Below are 19,272 nucleotides of genomic sequence, written 5' to 3'. Positions count from 1 at the left end.
GATGGAAAAAAACTGCAACTATGATCATTTTTACCGTATTTGTATTACTTTTTATCTTTCGTCATCTGATTGAAACTATTTTTTAAAATTCTGAGTCAAAGAAAAGTAAAACGATGAAAAATTTTTATCCAGTGCTCCTGATAGTATTGCTCTTCAATAATGTTTCTTCAGCAAAAGAGTCAATCCGTTTATCAAACGGTAAACCATCTGCAGTATATTGGCAGCAACAGATTGATTACAACATCAAAGCGACATTGAACGCTGAAAAAAAGATTCTCTCGGGAACGGGGACAATCACATACTATAATAACTCTCCCGATACCCTATTTACTATCGTCTGGCATCTATATCAGAATGTCTTCCGCAAAGATTCATCCCCCAGAAAAAATGATGCACATTCCAGTCGTGCATATAGCGTTACGAAAGGAATCGAAATTGAAACTCTTTCTGTCAACGGATCTGCAGTTACTCCGAAGGTTGATGAAACAATCATGGAAACACCTTTGTCCATACCATTACTTCCCAAATCATCGATAACAATCTCTGTACAATGGAATTATGAAATACCGAAAGATGCGGAACTTCGTACAGGATCTGATGGGAAAGATTTTGGTATTTGCCAATGGTATCCACAAATTGCCGTGTATGACGATGTTCGAGGATGGGATCGAACACAATATCTTGGCATTGCTGAGTTCTATAATGAATACGGGAATTGGAATGTAGAATTGACAGTACCGAAAAACTTCATTCTTGCTTCGACCGGGACATTGCTGAATCCAACTGAAGTTCTTACTCCATTGCAGTTGCAACGCTTCAATTCTCTTTCGACCGATTCTACATCACGTATCATTCTTCCTTCAGAGATTGATTCTACGAGTGATTTGATAAGCAGTGATTCGACCACCTGGAAATTTTCTGTTGAGAATGTGCGGGATTTTGCGTGGGCGGCATCCCCAAACTTTGTGTGGGATGGTACAGTCACAAATAACGGCGTGCGTATTTATGCGTTTTATCATCCTGATGAATACCGTGCATCTTTTCCTTTGTTGATGGATGATGCATCTAATTGGGATGAAGGGGCGCAAATGGCAAAACATTCCATTGAACATTTTTCTAAAAACTTTGGAAAATATATCTATCCGCAAGCGACTATTGTTTCAGGTCCTGTCACCGGTATGGAATACCCGATGATGATTTTCGCCGAATCGGGCGACGCTGTAATTAACTTGCTGTATTATACCATTGCACACGAATTGGGGCATGAATGGTATCCGATGATGATCGGGAGTAACGAAACAAATTATCCGTTTATGGACGAAGGTTTCAACACGTTCATTACTGCAACAGCAGCAGAAGCTCGATACGGGAATAACGGACTAATCCATCAAGAATTTTTAAAAAAATATTCATGGATGAATCTGCCGGAAACAAATATACGGCTATTGGAACAACGACTATACCTGCTTTCTGCCCTGGAGAACGATGAGGCCGATATCATGTCTCATCCATATTTGATTCCATCTTCCCAGTATGGAGTGATGGCATATCAAAAACCAGGATCGGTACTTGTGATGCTCGAAGATGTGTTAGGAAAAGAGCTCTTTTCCAAAGGAATAAATGAATATTATTCGCGATGGCTTTTAAAACATCCTTATCCGGAAGATTTCTTCAACACAATGGAAGACGTGGCCGGACAAGATCTTGATTGGTTCTGGAATCAATGGTTTAATCAAACATGGAAACTGGACATGGCGGTAAACAACGTACAAAATGAAGAGCGTAAAGGGTATTGGAAGTCAACAATCATTTTGGAAAATAAAGAACAAGCTGTGATGCCGGGAACACTTCGCCTTACGCTTGACGATGGAACAATTCGGGATATTCGTTTTTCGGAAACCGTGTGGAGCAAAGGAAGAAGCGCGGAGATTATTCTCGACACATTACCGGCAAAAATTTTGAACGTTGTGATCGATCCTGAAATGAAGCTTTCCGATATTGATCGTTTAAACAACTCCTGGTGCATACCGCCTGTTGTGTTCGACTACGGATTGAACATTGCTAATCTCTTTACTTTCCCACTCGATGCATACCGCATTAACGCTGCACCTGCACTCAGCTTCAATCTTCGCGACGGTATTGAACTCGGTACTTCAATAACGGGGAATTACATGTCCACAGATAATACTATTTCATTGATGTTGAATGGCGGAACACGATCTAATGTGCCGGACTATCAGTTATCCTATTCTACTCCACTCAGAGTTTTCGATCCTCAGTTGACCACTTCGGCCCGTTTGTTCCGTTTAGATGGTTTTAATGGAGGCCAGTGGAATATTGAAAAAACATTTGAATTCAGAAAAAGTCTTGCGCGCAGTTTCAGGCGGACGTTTATTTTGAATACAAGGATCATTTCTATTTGTGTGACTGATGACCGCTATCTCGACAATCCATCAGAGTGGAATCGAACCGGACGCCTTGATGCCGGATTCATCACCCTAAAATATTTTGAAAATTATTCTTGGGGAAAATTCATCATACGAATGGAAGATGAGTTTGGAGTTCCGACGTCATCGTTTAGTTATTCAAAATTAACAACAGAAACAAAACTCGAACATTCATTCTTTGGAATGAAAATCAATTGGAGATTGTTTGGAGGAAGTTCAACAGGTGTTGTGCCGGTGCAAACAACCTACTCGCTTACACAAGCCTCACCTCTTGAAAAATTTGATAGCTGGTCTCACCGCACTCCGCTTGTCGGCAGATCGCTTCGGGATAATTTCATCAAAACCGGCGGGGGTAATCTTTTCCTTCAACGTGATACGACAGCGTTGAATATTGCTGCATTAAATTTTTCACTCTCACAAGGCCCATTCGTCATGTTTGCCGATGCGGGAACCTTATGGGATTCAACCTCTACTCGTTTCAAACAATTCTATTATGATGCCGGGGTTGGAGTACAACTCAATATTGGAAATATCTCCCTTCCCGGTTTTAGTTCAGGACCGATAGGATTTGGTGTTTATTTTCCAATCTATGTCAAAGATCCTGTTCGACCAAATGATAAAGAGATTGGTTATCGATGGAGAGTGGTGTTCGGAGTAAGGATGTAACAGCACATTAAAATTTATTACCCTGGAACCCCGGATCACTATTCGGGGTTTTCTGTTTTATCTGAGTAATAATCTGTGTAATCTAAACGAGAATCTGATTAAGAATCTGCGTAATCTGTTTCATCAAAATACAATATCTTCTATCCATCATCGTCTGATAGTGTGAGTACAACTAATAACAATACGGAACATTCTGTGGTTAATGCGATCGCATTAGAGAAACAGCCTCACTCCCACATTGCGGCGGAACAGACATTCCGGACGGAACGCAAGCGCCTGTTCGATTTTATTCGCCGGCGCGTGCGGACGAATGAGGATGCTGAAGATATTATGGAAGATGTCTTCTATCAGCTGCTCTCCAGTTACAGCGTTACAGAACCGATCGAAAAAATGACATCGTGGCTCTTTACCGTTGCCCGAAATAAAGTGATCGATTGGTACCGGAAGAAACGTCCGGAGTCGCTTCCGCGTGATCTTACTGATCCTTCGCTGCCACTGAATTTGGAAGATATTCTCTACGATCCAACGCAGAATCCCGATCAGGTCTACGCACGTTCTCTCGTCTGGACGGAACTTGCAGAAGCGCTGGACGAACTGCCAGAGGAACAGAAGCAGGTGTTTGTGATGCATGAGTTGGAAGGAAAAAGTTTTAAAGAGATCGCCGAAATTACAGGCGAACCGCAGAATACGCTCCTCTCAAGGAAACGATATGCGGTGCTTTTCCTGCGAGAAAAACTGCAGGAGATGTATGATGAATTTGAAACCTAAATATTGAAAAGCACCAAATTCCAAAATAGAAATACCAAACATGTCTGTTGGAATCATACATGGAATATCATTTGGAATTTGAGATTTGATCATTGAAATTTAAACGTAAGGAGATACAACAATGAAATACTGGTGGATCGCAAAAGTTGCAAAGTTCGTCCTGTTCGTCATCGCAATGGTTGCATTGTTCGGATTTGCGGTAATGGAATTATGGAACTGGTTGATACCGGAAATTTTCCATGGACCGACTGTTACGTATTGGCAGGCAATGGGTCTGCTGCTGCTCTCGCACATTCTTGTACGTGGATGGCATGGGCATAGTGGAGGGTGGAAGTCGCACCGCTGGAAACATAAAATGGAAGAAAAGCTGGCCGCGATGACTCCAGAAGAGCGCGAAGAGTTTAAAGCGGAATGGAAACGCCGCTGCGGATATTATCCCGGCGATGAAAAGAAAGAAGCATAAAAATGTTTTAGGATTCATGTCTCAAGATTCATTGGTCAATGAAAAACTGACTTTTACTTGAATCCTGAAACTTGAAATCTCAATAACCCACTGCACTATTTTATATTCAACCTCACAACAGGAGAAAACGTAATGAACATTGGAATCTTTGGTACCGGCGGCGTTGCAAGATCAATTGCTGCTAAATTTGTTTCACTCGGCCACACGGTTATGTTAGGTACGCGTAATGTGGAAGAAACAAAGAATAGAACCGAGGGTGACAACATGGGGAATATTTCATTTAAAGAATGGTATTCTCAGAACAACTCCGTGAAACTCGGTACTTTTGCTGATGTTGGTGCGTTCGGTGAACTGTTGGTGAACGCAACTACTGGCATTGGTTCGCTTCCGGCCATTGCTGCAGCAGGAGAAAAAAATCTCAATGAGAAAGTATTGATCGATATTTCCAATCCGCTGGATTTCTCCAAAGGCTTCCCCCCATTCTTGAGTGTATCCAATACTGATTCGCTCGGCGAACAAATACAACGGGCTTATCCGAATGTGAAAGTGGTGAAAGCTTTGAACACACTCTCCCATCCATTAATGGTGAATCCCTCGTTGGTGAACAATGGCGATCATACATTGCCAATCTGCGGGAATGATGCCGAAGCGAAAGCAAAGATTGTTGCACTATTGCAAACATTCGGATGGAAGAGTGAAAACATTCTCGATCTGGGAGATATAACAAACGCGCGCGGAACAGAAGCATTTCTGCTCTTATGGGTGCGGATGTACGGTGTGTTCAAGACTCCGATGTTTCAACTTAAGATTGTAAAATAAACGTACCCTATAGCAGCACACAAGGAACTTTCGTGTCACAACATTCAACAACAAAACGAAAAAGAACTATGAGTCAAACGACAATGTATCTGGTTTGGATGGGAATCATTCTTACCGTGTACGGCATTGGTATTTCGTATATGGGATGGAGGCTTATCGCACCCTTTCAACTACAAGCACCATACAAACAACTTGCTTGGGGTGGATTGATTTTGATGTTCATGATCCCCTTTAGCACATTCATCTTTATGCGCTTCGCCGAACGGATCAGCGATTCGCTTTCCTGGATCGGTTATCTCTCCCTCGGATTTTTGTCGTTTGTCTTTGTTTCACTCTTCTTCCGTGATATTGTCTGGATGTTCGGAATCGGTGGGCAAAAATTATTTTCTCTCTTCTCTTCCGCTCCCGAAGCAGTTGATGCTGCTAAACGGGAATTTCTGCTGCAAACAACTAACCTGGGAATTCTCGGTATTGCCAGCACGCTTACTGCTTACGGAGTGTACGAAGCAAGGAAAAAACCTGGAATCGTCAACGTCGATATCCCCATCGCAAAACTTCCGCAGGAGTTTGATGGATTCAGAATTGTGCAGATCAGTGATATTCATGCCGGGCTGACCATTAAACGGGATTTTATTGAAACCATCGCTGAAGAAGTAAAGAAACTTTCTCCCGATCTGATTGCTTTCACCGGCGATATGGCCGACGGATCTGTTCCACATTTAAAATATGATCTTGAACCTCTCGCCAATGTGTATGCACCGCACGGAAAATTCTTTATTACCGGAAATCATGAATATTATTCGGGTGTTGAGCAATGGGTTACACACGCACGCGATATGGGTTACGATGTGCTAATGAATGAACATCGTTACGTAACCAAAAACGGTGCATCATTTATTTTAGCCGGCGTTACCGATTACAGCGGTGGTGGATTTTCTCCCGTACATAAATCCGATCCGGCAAAAGCCTTGAACGGAGCACCGAAAGAGTTAGCAAAAATTCTTTTGGCTCACCAACCACGCACATTGTTTCATGTGAACGACCTCGATCTTGATCTCGTCTTAATGGGACATACACATGGTGGACAGTTCTTTCCGTGGAACCTTGTAGCAACGATCGGTCAGCCGTTCATTAAAGGATTGAATAAATATGGTGAGAAAACCTGGGCGTATGTGAGCAAAGGAACCGGATATTGGGGGCCTCCAGTTCGAGTCGGAGCGAGATCAGAAATAACTGTGTTAACGTTGAAAAAAGCTATTGCATAACCACAGAGACACTGAGACACAGAAAAGCATTTATCGATTGGCAAAACCGGTGAGGAAATACATCATAGCCAGTGCGGCAAGTTTTGCCGTGCGGCCGTCTTGATCATATTTGGGATTCATTTCAACAATGTCGATGAGTTTTGTTTTACGGCGTTTTCCGGCAAAAAGAGCTGCGGTCAGAAACTCCTCCGCAGTAAATCCTGTCGGCAATGGTGCACTCACTCCCGGTGAATCAGTGCCATTCACAACATCTAGATCAAAACTGATATAGAGTGAATCAACAGAAGAGGTGGCAAGTTCATATGCCAACTCCAATGTTTTGGTAATTCCATCCGCACGAACATCTCGCAGCGAAAAGACTGTCGCTCCCCGTTCAATCAATTCTGAATAGTGATCGGTTGCATTTGCGAATGATTGAATTCCAACTTCAACAAGATTCATGGCGTTCAATGCAGAGCTCTGATGATCCAGCATTTGCCGAAACGAAGTGCTGCTGTTCCGCTTCGGTATCGGTTTGCGGTAATCAAGATGTGTATCGATATTAATAACACCAACGTTCTTTTTTCCGGTTGAAAATCCAAGAAAATTCGGAAAAGCGATATCATGTCCGCCGCCGAGAACGATCGGAACAATTCCCGCGCTTACCAGTGTCTGAACAACTTCGGTGAGATTTTCGTGGGTCTCTTCAAGGGTCTTGCCGCATTTCACATCGCCAAAATCAAAAACCGGAACAACTGAAGGGGATTTCTCTTTGCCGATCACAAACGGTGTCCGTTTATAAAATTCCGTTCGGATTGCATCTGGACCGTCTTTTGCTCCAATTCTTCCACCATTCCGCTTTACTCCTTCATCGGTCGGCACCCCGACAATGCCAATAGCAATATCGTTCGTAAATTTCTTCTCACCACGCAGCACAATGTCGCCCATGCGAGGATCGGAACTATCATTGCGGGAGAAAAACAGCTTTTCGTTCGGCGAATCGAGATATGTAAAGATCGTGCTCATTGATAACAATAAAGTTAGGAAAGTTGGGGCAAGATGCAAGCAAAGTTTTGCATCTTGATTCAAATTACTGTAATTTTCATAAAATAATCTAAAAATTAGTCGTAAACATTCTACCTTGATGCCGAAACACGTACGCTTAATTCTTATCACGCTTCTTCTTGTTACGTTCCAAACAACAATAGTCAGTTTCACTTCCATTGCGAATATTATTCCGGATGTGATGTTGATCTGGATCGTGTACATTGCCATCACACAGGGACAGATCCCGGCAACGGTGTACGGCTTCGCTATCGGTTTTTTACTGGATCTGATCAGCGGACAATTTCTTGGTCTTTCAGCATTGTCAAAAACAATCGCCGGATTTCTTGCAGGATATTTCTTTCATGAGAATAAAGTCGAGCTCAATATAGCAAACTACCAATTCTTATTGTTTGTCGGTATCGCTTCTGTGGTACATAATCTTATTTATTTTATCATTTTTACGCAAGGAAGCGATGTAGGATTATTCACGGCAGTGTTTCGGTTTGGATTGTTCTCGGCATTGTACACAACATTTGTCGCTACCATCCCGATGTTTATTCATGCCCGCAGACCGTCGCTCCGATAATTTTAAAAATGAATATTCCATCATTGAACAATAATCAAACCGTATGATCGATGATTTTGGATCCGCCGACAGGCGGTTTGTAATTCGAGCTGTACTTGTGGCAGGATTCATGATCCTGTTTGCGCGGCTGTTTCAATTGCAATATGTGAATGCGGAGCTGTACGGTAAAGAAGCAGAAGAAAATTCCATCCGCAATGTTCCCAAAGTCGCCATTCGCGGATATGTGTATGATCGAAACGGAAAACTTCTGGTCGATAACCGTCCGTCATACACTGTGATGCTCACACCGGTCGATTTTGACAAACAATACCTTCCACTGCTCTCCCGCATTCTTTCCATGCCGGAATCATCTATACTTGACAAAATTAAACTCGGGCGAAAATATAACGCGTTCATTCCTGCGCGCATCAAACGAGATATTACCTTTGCAGAGCTTTCCATGTTGGAAGAACACAAAGATAAATTATATGGTGTTGAAATCCAGATGGAATCAAAACGGTCGTACCCTACATCTGCACGCGGAAGTCATCTGTTCGGTTACGCAAAAGAAATTTCGGATGCACAGCTGGAAAAACAAAAGAGTGATTATCAGCCAGGTGATATTATCGGCAGCAGCGGAATCGAAGCAAAATATGAACAGATGCTCCGCGGCATAAAAGGATTCGAGTTCATTTCCCAAAATGCTAAGGGTCAGATCATCGGAAATTTTGATAATGGCAAACATGACATTCCTCCCGTGGACGGACTTGATCTTCATCTTGCAATTGACAGTGATGTTCAGGCAATGGCAGAATCACTACTGGCGGATAAACGGGGCGCCGTTGTGGCTATCGATCCTCGTAACGGCGGAATTATTGCGCTGGTGAGCAAACCGGATTATGATCTTTCGTTAATGAGCGGAACAACATCGCCGGAAGTGTGGCGCGCACTAAACAATGATGAAGGAATACCTTTATACAATCGTGCGACCTTAACCCGTTATCCTCCAGGTTCGACATTCAAAATGTTGCTGGCGCTTGCTGCGTTGGACAAAAAAATCATTGACGAGAATTGGAGTATTACCTGTACAGGGGCATACCGGTACGGCAATAAAGTTTTTAAATGCGAACACGTACATGGAAAGGTTACCGTTGTTGATGCCATCCATCGATCCTGCAATGTCTTCTTCTATCAATTGATGCTGAAAGTAGGATTGGATGATTGGAGCGACATGGGAAAACAATTCGGCTTCGGCAAACAGACAAAGATTGATATCACGGAAGAAAATTCGGGTTTGATGCCCGATCGGAACTATTACGACCGCATCCATGGAAAAGGAAAATGGACGCAAGGATATTTGATTAGTCTTGGTATAGGCCAAGGTGAAGTGGGAGTGACACCACTGCAAATGGCAAACTATGCATCCATGCTTGCAAATAAAGGGAAATTTTACCAACCACATGCCGTCAATAGTTTTGTAAACAAACGAACCAAACAACGGGAACTCATTAAAGTAGAGCAGCGCCAACTGGAACTTTCCGAAAAAGCATGGTCGTTAGTTCGCGAAGGAATGCGCAGAGTAGTGATGGAACCTGGTGGAACGGGACGGGCGTCTCGTGTTCCCGGTATTGAAGTTGCCGGCAAAACAGGAACGGCGCAAAATCCTCATGGAAAATCTCACGCATGGTTCATGGGATTTGCTCCATACGATGATCCGAAGATTGCAATTTGTGTTATGATTGAGAATGTTGGATACGGCGGCGCCTTTGCCGCACCAATCGCCGGGTTCTGCATGGAAGAATTTTTATACGGAGAGATTATTCGGTATGGAAAACATCCTCTTCCACTGGAACCTAATTCACCGGATGAAGAATCGGTTGCGGTTAATTGAAGCGGTACGATAAGAAGCTATGAACTCATTTTTCAAAGAATATTTTGATAAGACGATTTTCTTTTCCGTGCTTTCGCTGGCAGGGATCGGACTGCTTTCTATTTACAGCGCAACTTTCGATGCCTATGAAGGACGTGATTTTTATCGGCAGTTGATGTGGGTCGGCGTCGGTTTTGTTTCTATGATAACAATGATGGCGCTCCCGCTCCGTTGGCTTCAACGAAATGCGTTAAGAATATTTTTTTCTTCCCTGGGTTTATTAGTTCTTGTCCTTATCGTCGGAAAACGCGTTTACGGTTCACAAAGTTGGCTGGGATTCGGCGGACTTGGTATTCAACCATCAGAATTTGTCAAGATCTCCACCATGCTTGCTCTTGCATCCTATCTCAGCCAAAGCGATGTGAAGGCAACCGATCTGAAAGATCTCGTCAAAACAAGTGCGATTGTCGCATTACCGATCGGTCTTATAATGCTACAGCCGGATTTTGGCACCTCGTTAACATTCCTGGCAATGTATATTCCGGTCCTTTATTGGGCGGGTGCATCAAAATTTTTGATCATCATTATTATTGCACCGGCGTTTGTTGCAGCAGCTTCCATTTTTGGGACGACCCCATTTTTGATTGTACTGCTGCTGCTCGGCATCGGACTGTATATCCTGCGAGATGAGAATAGGTTTTTTGCGACGGTTGTTTTTGGCGTAAATGTCGTTATCGGATTTTTTGTTCAGATCGTCTATGACAAACTTCCCTTGTATCAGCAGAAGCGCATCGCAACATTCCTCGATCCCAACAACGATCCTCTCGGTGCTGGTTACAATGTTATTCAGGCAAAAGTGGCCATTGGTTCGGGGGGATTAACAGGAAAAGGATTTATGCGCGGAACTCAGACACAATTAAGTTTCATCCCAAAACAATGGACCGATTTTATTTTTTGCGTTCCTGGAGAAGAGTTTGGTTTGCTGGGAGGAGTTGTTGTTCTTGGATTGTTCGCTGTGGTATTATTCCATGGAGTACGTCTTGCCTCCATCGCAAAAAATAAATTCGGCAGTTTGCTCGCGATCGGTTTTACTTCGCTCTTTGCATTTCACGTATTCGTCAATATCGGCATGTCTGTTGGTCTCATGCCGGTTATCGGCATTCCTCTTCCCTTCCTAAGTTACGGAGGGTCATCGCTGGTATCCTACATGATGGTCGCCGGTTTGATTATGAATGTGTATGCAAATCGAAAAGAGTATTAACCACTGTCCCATATCACAATACCGCTTTCCGAACAAATGATCAGTTGAGCTTTTGTAAAGGAGTTTGTATTTTCTTATACCATTTTGTTTATGATATACGGTACAATGAAAAATTTAACAGCATTTTTTTTACTGCTTATTGTCCTCGGATGCGAGGATGATCAATTGGTTGCTATCACCGATGGCAAAGTGTATTCCTTACTCAGTGTTCGGTATGATAAAAACACAAACAAAACCACAGCCACTGCAGCATTTTCAAAGGAATCTCAAGGCGGACAACGGTTGATTTTTAATGGTAACGCCAAAATTCTGTTTCAAGATATTGCCATGGATTATCGGACCGGTGACTATACGTATATCAAAGAATTAGAAAATCTGCATTCGTCAGGAACGTTTTCGTTTACCGATGTAAATAAAAAGACCTTTCTCAATACTGCAACAATTAATACAATTGATTATCCTGTCTCACAAAAACTTGACACGATCGATTCATCCATACCATTGACGATTGTTTGGAGCGGAACTCCATTGGAAAAACTGGAAATTGTCACTCTGCGTATCGGCACAATTAACACCGCGCAAGATACTACGGGAAAAACAAGTGTAACATTCACCGCTTCACACTTCTCTCAAATTAGCACATTGAAAAACACCGTGACAACACTATCGCTGGAGCGGTCAAAATCACCCGCGCTCACTTCTGATCTCGGCGGCGGCGGAACAATAACATCGCAATATATTGCCTTGACAAAATCCGTCTTTGTAAAATAAACAGACCCCGTTCGTTTGCTTGAACTTGCTGATCCATTTGGCTATTTTTGGATGTTCATTTATGGTACAATTATTCAACTTTTCTCGACGGGATTCATGAAGCACTCAGCATATTTCTACGTTCTTATCACTGTTGCACTGTTGTTCAATACATCGTTTGCTCTTGTTCCACCGCAAGACTATGTTGAAAAGATTGAATCAACAAAGCTTGCACTATCTAAAGCAGAAAAGACGGAAGAGCGAATCGACTTGATGTGCGAATTGGCGAACCTCTACTATACAATCAATCCGGATAGTGGAGTGTTTTATGGAAATGCTGCTCTTTCATTGTCGTATGCCAATGACTATCTAAAGGGAAAAATTAACGCACACGACCGTTTAGGATTTTTATTTCAAGTGCTCGGGAAATTTGACGACGCATCAGAACATCTTACAACGGCACTTGAGCTTACTTCTCTCTCACCAGATAGCATACAAAAAGTTGAAATTCTTATCCATCTCGGCGGTATGAATGTCAATCAAAACCTCGAACAATCATTAAACTATTATCTGCAAGCATTGCGTTTGAGTAAATCAATGAACGATAAACAGAGAGTTGCCAGCGGGTACAACCATATCGGCTCAATTTATTTTCTTCAAAACGATTTTCGGAAAGCGCTTGAACACAATTTATTGTCACTGAAAACATGGAACTCGATCGATTCAATGAGAACTACCGGAATTTCCAGTGACATTGGCAATATTTATTACCGTCTATTGGATTATAATAACGCTCTCTCTTATTATCAACGAGCAAACAGAATTGCATTAAAAAATTCAGACTATTTGGGTTTGGGATATACGTATGCTAACATGGGTATAGTGTTCATGGAAACAGGCCGAATGAAAGAGTCGTTGGAGATGCTGAATGAATCGTTGAAGTATCGACGCATTCTTGATAACAAAGAAGGAATCAGCAATAGCCTTGCATTGATTGCGCGTTGGCATTTTAGACAGCAGAAGTATGATGTAGCATATTCATACGCATTGCAGAATGCAGAACTTGCACGACAGATCGGATTAAAACGACCGATATACGATTCGTACCAAATCCTCGTCGATATTTTAACAGCGCAGAAACAATTTGCAAAAGCGTTACAGTATAAAACAGAATGGATGGCGTACAAAGATAGTGTCACTCTGAAAGAGAACGCATCGCTACGGACTCGGTTGGAAGTAACGTATGAGACCGAAAAAAAGGAATCCGAAAATAAGCTTCTTAAAGAACAACAGGCGAGAACCAAGGTCGAACTGGAACGACAAGCATTAGTCATTGCTTCCATCGCTGTCTTATTATTGTTCAGCGCGGTGGGCATTTTTGCTTTGTACCGTTCCAATGTAAATAAAAACAGGATTAACAGTACGCTGCATAAACAGAAAGAAATTATCCATGAACAAAATGTCCAATTGGAACAGTTGAACGGCGTGAAGGATAAACTTTTTTCAACCATCACTCACGATCTGCGCGGACCGGTTTCCTCATTAAAACTGTTCATCTCCTATCTTCGCGACGAAGAACTGGATCATAACGTGATCAAGGAATATACCCGACAATCGACCGCAACGATGGATCATATCATGGAATCAATGGAGAATATCTTGCAATGGTCAAAAAGTCAATGGAAAGGATTGACGATTGAACCGACGCAGATCAATCTGCATCAAATTGCAAAGGAAAAGATCCGTTTATTGGAACAAATGGCGAAGAAGAAATCGATCACTGTTCATAATCTTGTCCCGCCTTCAACGGAAGCGTACGCTGATCTTCAAATGATCAATCTCGTTGTCCGAAATCTCCTTTCCAATGCAATTAAATTCACGGAACAAAACGGCACCATCCGTGTGCGATGCGCCGAATACGACGATATAGTAGAAGTATCAGTGGAAGATTCTGGAATTGGGATGACGGAGGAACAAATCAAGAAAATATTTACTCTTGAACATTCTTCGTTGAAGGGAACGCAGGATGAACCCGGTACCGGCTTGGGATTGCTGCTCTGCAAAGAGTTCGTTGAAAAGAATGGGGGAAAAATTATTGTGGAGAGTGTTCTTGGCGCCGGAAGTGTGTTTACATTTACCGTACCTCGTTCACAACGAATTTTGGAGCAACGAGTACAGCCGATAACTATTTCGTAGAAAATTATTATCTGATAGTTCTTACCACTCTTTTGTTTCGCCTATTTTCAGCGCCCAGTAATCATCTTTAGATAATTGCTGCTGCGTTACGGCGTCATACAATTTTTTCGGCGGCTCATCCATCGGCTCATCCGTCAGCACAAATGTTCCCCAATGGATACCCAACAGTTTTTTTCCTCTCACATCCAAACATGTCTGCACTGCTTCTTCGGGATTCATATGAACAGGTTTCATCAATCTTCGCGGCTCGTACGCTCCAATGGGTATTAACGTCAAATCGAACGGACCAAATTTTTTTCCGATATTTTTAAAGTGAGAGCAATATCCCGAATCGCCGGCGAAAAATAGTTTCTTTTGCCCCAGCACTGTCCATGAACACCACAACGTCTGGTTTTTGTCGTTCACCCATCGCCCCGAAAAGTGCTGCGACGGAGTACAAATAATCTTCAATCCGTTGAATGTGGCTCCCTCCCACCAATCAAGCTCTTCTACATTATGAATTCCACGTTCTTCAAACCAATCGCGGACTCTTAACGGAACAAAAAATTTTACATTCGGATTTTTATCGACAATCTCTTCAATGGAAGATTCGTCAAGATGATCGTAATGATTATGGGAGATGAGAATGAAATCGATCGGCGGAAGTTTGTCAATAGACATGCCGGGATCCGAAATGCGCGGGCTTCCCGCCCATTTGAATGGACCGACCCGGTCTGACCAAACAGGATCCGTCAGAAAGGTTTTACCTTCCATTTGAATCAACACCGTTGCATGACCGATCCATGTTGCCGTATACGGCTTGTTGCCGTTCAAGAAAGATCCATCATTATATTCACGCGGAATTTCAATTTTTTCACTTGAGGAAAATGTTGCCGGAAGTTTTTTCAAAATCCAGGGCGCCATTTCGGTGAAACCTGCCTCGATAAAATCAGGGTCGGTGTTGATGAAGCCACTTTCACCGTGATGTAATGGTAGATTTGATCGGTCCTGGGCAAATGCGGTAATCGAAGGAAGCATCAATGGAGTAATAAATAATTTTTTTAAGACTGAACGGCGATCCATATTTAAAAGTATGAACTAAATTCTATCAAGAGCAAGGATTTACTGTGTCATTCTTCAACATACACTCAATACAAAACGGATAAATGAGAGCATTGTTTCAAGGATAATTTGTATTGAATTCACACTCTTTTTTCTCTATTCTTTTGAACAATTGAATCCTTTTTCCAAATCTCTGCATCCTATTTATGACGGCATCCCTCGATTCTCATAACGATACGACGTTGATTGCCAGAATCAAAAAAGGTGATGAACGCGCATTTGCTCAGTTGGTAAAGCGATATGAGCAGACTGTGTGGGGATTTGCATTCAAACTTTGTCGAAATAAAGAAAAAGCGGAAGAATCGTTTCAAGATACTTTTATTAATGTGTTTCGGAAGATCGATCAGTTCGACTCACGTTCTAAGTTTTCCACATGGCTCTACACGATTGTTGCGAACAATTGTTTGATGAATCGCCGGAAACGTAAACTGGAAGGACTGCTCGAATCACTGGATGAAGCACCAGATATTGAGAATGAAGATGTCCAGAGACAATTAGCGACGTGGGATGATTCGCCGGTTGAGGTGATGATGAATAAAGAGCTTCGCGAGCAGATGGATGCGGCTATCCAGGAACTTCCCGATGAATATAAAGTTGTGTTTGTTCTGCGCGATTTGGAAGAAAAAACAGCGGAAGAAACAGCAAAGATTCTGAAACTCTCTGTTCCGGCAGTGAAATCACGACTGCGACGATCCAGAATATTTTTACGGCACAAATTACACGGTCTTATGACAGCATGAAACAATCGCACGGAAATATAAAAAAACATATCCATACACTCTCCTGCGGAAAGGTATATGAGCATCTCTGTGATAATTTGGATGCGAAATTGGATTCCGAATCATGCCGACGTATTAAAGCACATATTAAAGGATGCAAAAATTGCTCAGCACTGCTGGATTCATTGAAGAAGACAGTGTATCTCTACAAACAATATCCCGCCCCCGCTTTACCTGAACAATCGCGTAAAAAACTCTTTGCCGTTATTCACATGGAAAAAGCAAAAAAAAGACCAGCACGCTGAATCTTTTTTCATTTCCCTGCATCATATATTCAAGTAAACAATCCCTACAGTCTATTCACTTAATTATTACAAAGGATGTACCATGAAAAACAATATTGGAGATGTTGAACGACCAATTCGTATAGCGCTTGGATTACTGATTACCTCTTTGGCATTTTGGGGACCGGAAACACCACTGGCATATGCAGGGTTAGTTTTTGTTGTAACAGGTTTTATGCGTTACTGTCCTATCTGGCATATCACCGGTGTGAATACAAATAAAAAAATTGAAACAGTAAAAATAAAATAATTAAACAGGATACCACAATGACAGAAGTGCTGACAAAAGAGACTTTTTTAACCAAAGTATTTGATTACGAAAAAAACCAGGAATGGAAGTTTAATGGTGAACTTCCGGCGGTGGTGGATTTTTGGGCGCCGTGGTGCGGACCGTGCAGATTTCTCAGTCCCATCATCGATGAACTGTCCGAAGAAATGAAAGGGCAGATACAGTTCTATAAAATAAATACGGATGACGAACAGGAACTTTCCTCAGTCTTTGGCATCCGTTCTATTCCGTCGCTTCTCTTTATCCCAAAAGAAGGTAAACCGATGATGGCTGCCGGCGCATTGCCAAAAAACGAATTGGTGAACATGATCAACGAAAATCTTTTGAACAAGAAAGTCGTTGTTGCATGATTACGTTTAAACATTTTCTCTCCGTCGTTTTTTTGATTGGCACTGTTGTTATACTCTCAATGACATCATCATTACAAGCTCAACAATTGACTGCATCCATCGATATCTCGGCGAAAGAGGCGCGAATATTGTTAGCAAAAGATACCAACGCTGTACTCCTGGATGTGCGTTCACCCGGAGAATATACCGAGGAACGAATCGCAAACACACCGTTGATGCCATTGCAATTCTTGGAAAAGAAGATCAATGAGCTGAATCACTACAAGCACAAAAAGATCGTTGTCTATTGTCATTCCGGCAATAGAAGTGAATTAGCCGTCGAGATCTTGCGAGAATACGGTTTTCATGCACTGAATATGCAGGGAGGCATCCTACAATGGAAGGCACAGAAATTCCCAACGATTAGCGGAGCGGTTCGATGACCCCAGATCAAATATTTTTATATGCCATTCTTGGCATCATGGTAATTTTTTACATACGAAAACAATTATTAGCACGTTCGCTCAATAACTATTCCGGAGCTCAGGCAAAAGAAAAGGTGCGATCAGGAAGTATTTTGCTGGATGTCCGAACTGTCGGTGAACGGAGTTCACATTCGATTCCATCTTCACTACATATACCGATGCATGAACTTTCTTCACGAATGAAAGAATTGGAAAAATATCGTGGAAAAGAAATTATCTGTTATTGTGCAAGCGGCAGTCGCAGCGTAAATGCCGGAATAAAGTTAAAGAAGGCTGGTTTCACCGTCGGGAATCTCAAAGGAGGAATCTCCTCATGGAATTTCTAAAACGATTGAATATTTGGCAAAAACGTGGTATTGCTTCTGTCGTCGGAGCCGCTGCTGGCTATGCGTACTATTACTATATTGGTTGTGCAAATGGGACATGTGCCATTACAAGCAATCCGTATATTTCTACCGGATACGGCATGGTAATCGGCGCGCTGCTGATTGACAAACCAAAATCTGAAAAGAAAGAACATAATAATGGAACCGACAACACAACAGCCGATAAAGAAGTTTAAAACATTTACGTACCACACCAATGTTGAATGGAAATCCAATAGACAAGGATCCCTTCACTCTGAAGGAAAACCTGTCATCGATGTTTCAAGTCCGCCGGAATTCAAAGGTATTCTCGGCGTGTGGACACCGGAAGATCTTTTTGTCGCGGCAGTTGAGATTTGTCAGATGACCACATTCCTCTCGTTCGGAATAAGAAAAGGGCTTCCCTTGAAATCATATAACAGTGCTGCCGATGGAGTATTAGAAAATATTGAAGGCAACTATCGATTTACCAAAGTGGTCATCAAGCCGACTATCGTCGTTGAATCTTCGTGGACGAAGGAACAAGTGGAAGAGATCGTTCATACTGCGCATGAAAATTGCCTGATTGGCAACTCGGTTTCCGCTGAAGTAACAGTAGAACCGAATATTATTATCGAATAGTTAAGATGTAGTCCACCTATATGGCGGACTACATTTGAAGGAAATAAAAATTATGAATTACGGATTTTCAAAAACTGTTGCGCTCTCGTTTGAACAAGCGATTGAACAAGTTACCGAAGAATTAAAAAAAGAAGGTTTCGGTGTATTGACAACAATCGATATCAAAGAGACATTAAAAAAGAAGATCAATGTTGATGTGCCGCGGTATACGATCCTTGGGGCTTGCAATCCGCATTTCTCACATCAAGCACTTCAGGTAGAGAACGAGATTGGTCTTCTGCTTCCCTGCAATGTGATTGTGTATGAAAAAGAGGGATCAACACACGTCTCCGTATTCGATCCGATGGTAATGGAGCGGATTATTGATAACCCTGCCATGAAACCCGTTGCAGAAGGTGTGCAACAACGCTTACGCCGCGTTTTCGATGCTCTCTAAATAGTTCATGATTACTCCACAATTATTCGGTTTGTCGGTGTTCGATAATATTGAACGTATCACGCTCTGAAATATTGATTTTTTGCAGCATTATCTGTGCGATAAAGCCTGCACGCGTTTTTGCTTCATCCGCTTTCACCCCTACAAAAAGCTCATCAACTGTTTGTTGAAACAACTGAATCCATACTTGGAAATGCGTTTCGGTTAGTGAGTATTTTTTATTCAACGCTATATGTTTAACCATCGGATTTCCGGAGTATGAATGGTCATCCAGAAGAATTCCGGACCAAAAATTATACATAATCGGTAAGTGAAGTTCCCAGTTTACGTTGGCGACATCGCTGAAGATATGACCGATCGCAGTATTCCCCTTCACCTTATCGTAAAACGAATTCACTAATAATTCTATATCGTTGCGATGTGAGATGTCTTTTTTCATAGCGTAAAATAGATCAAAAGAATACCGGATAATATCCTTCCGACATTT

The 19,272-nt window shown here is 42.1% G+C and carries 22 protein-coding genes; 19 read left to right on the top strand and 3 right to left on the bottom strand.

Going from position 1 to position 19,272, the window contains the following annotated elements; genetic code table 11:
- Positions 1-113 precede the first annotated feature (113 nt).
- From WDA22_13235 to WDA22_13215, 5 genes are all read left to right on the top strand, one after another.
- Complete coding sequence (locus WDA22_13235) at positions 114-3,113, top strand: M1 family aminopeptidase (GenBank protein MFA5834434.1); 3,000 nt, start codon at positions 114-116, stop codon at positions 3,111-3,113.
- A 195-nt stretch (positions 3,114-3,308) separates the two neighbouring features.
- A complete protein-coding gene (locus WDA22_13230; GenBank protein ID MFA5834433.1) occupies positions 3,309-3,881 on the top strand; it encodes a sigma-70 family RNA polymerase sigma factor in 573 nt (190 codons plus the stop codon).
- 121 nt (positions 3,882-4,002) lie between these two features.
- On the top strand, positions 4,003-4,344 hold the full coding sequence (locus WDA22_13225; protein ID MFA5834432.1) for a hypothetical protein: 342 nt from the start codon (positions 4,003-4,005) through the stop codon (positions 4,342-4,344).
- 132 nt (positions 4,345-4,476) lie between these two features.
- Positions 4,477-5,163 carry an NAD(P)-binding domain-containing protein gene (locus WDA22_13220; protein ID MFA5834431.1) on the top strand — a complete coding sequence of 229 codons (687 nt, stop codon included), beginning with the start codon at positions 4,477-4,479 and terminating at the stop codon, positions 5,161-5,163.
- A gap of 68 nt (positions 5,164-5,231) precedes the next feature.
- Entirely contained in the window at positions 5,232-6,428 is a 1,197-nt protein-coding gene (locus tag WDA22_13215) for a metallophosphoesterase (protein MFA5834430.1), read from the top strand.
- A gap of 30 nt (positions 6,429-6,458) precedes the next feature.
- On the opposite strand, the gene WDA22_13210 is transcribed toward WDA22_13215, so the two are convergent.
- Positions 6,459-7,433, bottom strand: a complete 975-nt coding sequence (locus WDA22_13210) for a formimidoylglutamase (GenBank protein MFA5834429.1) — start codon at positions 7,431-7,433, stop codon at positions 6,459-6,461.
- Positions 7,434-7,551: 118 nt separating this feature from the next.
- Here WDA22_13210 and mreD point away from each other — a divergent pair, with 118 nt between their 5' ends.
- The 5 genes from mreD (at position 7,552) to WDA22_13185 (ending at position 14,096) form a co-directional block, all read left to right on the top strand.
- Positions 7,552-8,040 carry a rod shape-determining protein MreD gene (gene mreD / locus WDA22_13205; GenBank protein ID MFA5834428.1) on the top strand — a complete coding sequence of 163 codons (489 nt, stop codon included), beginning with the start codon at positions 7,552-7,554 and terminating at the stop codon, positions 8,038-8,040.
- 43 nt (positions 8,041-8,083) lie between these two features.
- On the top strand, positions 8,084-9,910 hold the full coding sequence (gene mrdA / locus WDA22_13200) for a penicillin-binding protein 2 (protein MFA5834427.1): 1,827 nt from the start codon (positions 8,084-8,086) through the stop codon (positions 9,908-9,910).
- A gap of 19 nt (positions 9,911-9,929) precedes the next feature.
- The gene (gene rodA, locus WDA22_13195) at positions 9,930-11,150 is read left to right on the top strand and encodes a rod shape-determining protein RodA (GenBank protein MFA5834426.1); all 1,221 of its coding nucleotides are present in this window, start codon (positions 9,930-9,932) and stop codon (positions 11,148-11,150) included.
- 105 nt (positions 11,151-11,255) lie between these two features.
- Positions 11,256-11,921 carry a hypothetical protein gene (locus WDA22_13190; GenBank protein ID MFA5834425.1) on the top strand — a complete coding sequence of 222 codons (666 nt, stop codon included), beginning with the start codon at positions 11,256-11,258 and terminating at the stop codon, positions 11,919-11,921.
- A 96-nt stretch (positions 11,922-12,017) separates the two neighbouring features.
- Complete coding sequence (locus WDA22_13185; GenBank protein ID MFA5834424.1) at positions 12,018-14,096, top strand: tetratricopeptide repeat-containing sensor histidine kinase; 2,079 nt, start codon at positions 12,018-12,020, stop codon at positions 14,094-14,096.
- 21 nt (positions 14,097-14,117) lie between these two features.
- Here WDA22_13185 and WDA22_13180 read toward each other — a convergent pair whose 3' ends face one another.
- Positions 14,118-15,158, bottom strand: coding sequence for an MBL fold metallo-hydrolase (locus WDA22_13180; GenBank protein ID MFA5834423.1), 1,041 nt, complete (start codon positions 15,156-15,158; stop codon positions 14,118-14,120).
- A gap of 185 nt (positions 15,159-15,343) precedes the next feature.
- On the opposite strand from WDA22_13180, the gene WDA22_13175 reads away from it, so the two are divergent.
- The 9 genes from WDA22_13175 to WDA22_13135 all read left to right on the top strand — a co-directional run bounded on the left by WDA22_13175 (position 15,344) and on the right by WDA22_13135 (position 18,785).
- Entirely contained in the window at positions 15,344-15,937 is a 594-nt protein-coding gene (locus WDA22_13175) for a sigma-70 family RNA polymerase sigma factor (protein MFA5834422.1), read from the top strand.
- A complete protein-coding gene (locus tag WDA22_13170; protein MFA5834421.1) occupies positions 15,934-16,221 on the top strand; it encodes a zf-HC2 domain-containing protein in 288 nt (95 codons plus the stop codon). The genes WDA22_13175 and WDA22_13170 overlap by 4 nt, the downstream gene beginning before the upstream one ends.
- Before the next feature lie 82 nt (positions 16,222-16,303).
- Positions 16,304-16,510, top strand: a complete 207-nt coding sequence (locus tag WDA22_13165; GenBank protein MFA5834420.1) for a DUF2892 domain-containing protein — start codon at positions 16,304-16,306, stop codon at positions 16,508-16,510.
- Positions 16,511-16,527: 17 nt separating this feature from the next.
- Positions 16,528-16,899 (top strand): thioredoxin, encoded by a 372-nt coding sequence (gene trxA / locus WDA22_13160; protein MFA5834419.1) that lies wholly within the window; start codon positions 16,528-16,530, stop codon positions 16,897-16,899.
- On the top strand, positions 16,896-17,321 hold the full coding sequence (locus WDA22_13155; GenBank protein ID MFA5834418.1) for a rhodanese-like domain-containing protein: 426 nt from the start codon (positions 16,896-16,898) through the stop codon (positions 17,319-17,321). Before trxA ends, WDA22_13155 begins: the two co-directional genes overlap by 4 nt.
- Positions 17,318-17,689 carry a rhodanese-like domain-containing protein gene (locus WDA22_13150; protein MFA5834417.1) on the top strand — a complete coding sequence of 124 codons (372 nt, stop codon included), beginning with the start codon at positions 17,318-17,320 and terminating at the stop codon, positions 17,687-17,689. Before WDA22_13155 ends, WDA22_13150 begins: the two co-directional genes overlap by 4 nt.
- Positions 17,677-17,925 carry a DUF6132 family protein gene (locus tag WDA22_13145; GenBank protein MFA5834416.1) on the top strand — a complete coding sequence of 83 codons (249 nt, stop codon included), beginning with the start codon at positions 17,677-17,679 and terminating at the stop codon, positions 17,923-17,925. Before WDA22_13150 ends, WDA22_13145 begins: the two co-directional genes overlap by 13 nt.
- Positions 17,888-18,349: an OsmC family protein gene (locus WDA22_13140; GenBank protein MFA5834415.1), complete on the top strand. Its 462-nt coding sequence runs from the start codon at positions 17,888-17,890 to the stop codon at positions 18,347-18,349. Before WDA22_13145 ends, WDA22_13140 begins: the two co-directional genes overlap by 38 nt.
- 52 nt (positions 18,350-18,401) lie before the next feature.
- Entirely contained in the window at positions 18,402-18,785 is a 384-nt protein-coding gene (locus WDA22_13135) for a DUF302 domain-containing protein (GenBank protein MFA5834414.1), read from the top strand.
- A gap of 22 nt (positions 18,786-18,807) precedes the next feature.
- Here the strand turns inward: WDA22_13135 and WDA22_13130 are convergent, their stop codons facing one another.
- Entirely contained in the window at positions 18,808-19,224 is a 417-nt protein-coding gene (locus WDA22_13130; GenBank protein ID MFA5834413.1) for a group III truncated hemoglobin, read from the bottom strand.
- Positions 19,225-19,272: the final 48 nt, after the last annotated feature.

Source organism: Bacteroidota bacterium (assembly GCA_041658205.1).
Classification (GTDB): Bacteria; Bacteroidota; Ignavibacteria; order UBA10030; family UBA8401; genus UBA8401.
Note: the sequence above shows the minus strand (reverse complement) of the source record. Positions and strands in the feature narration are given on the sequence as shown.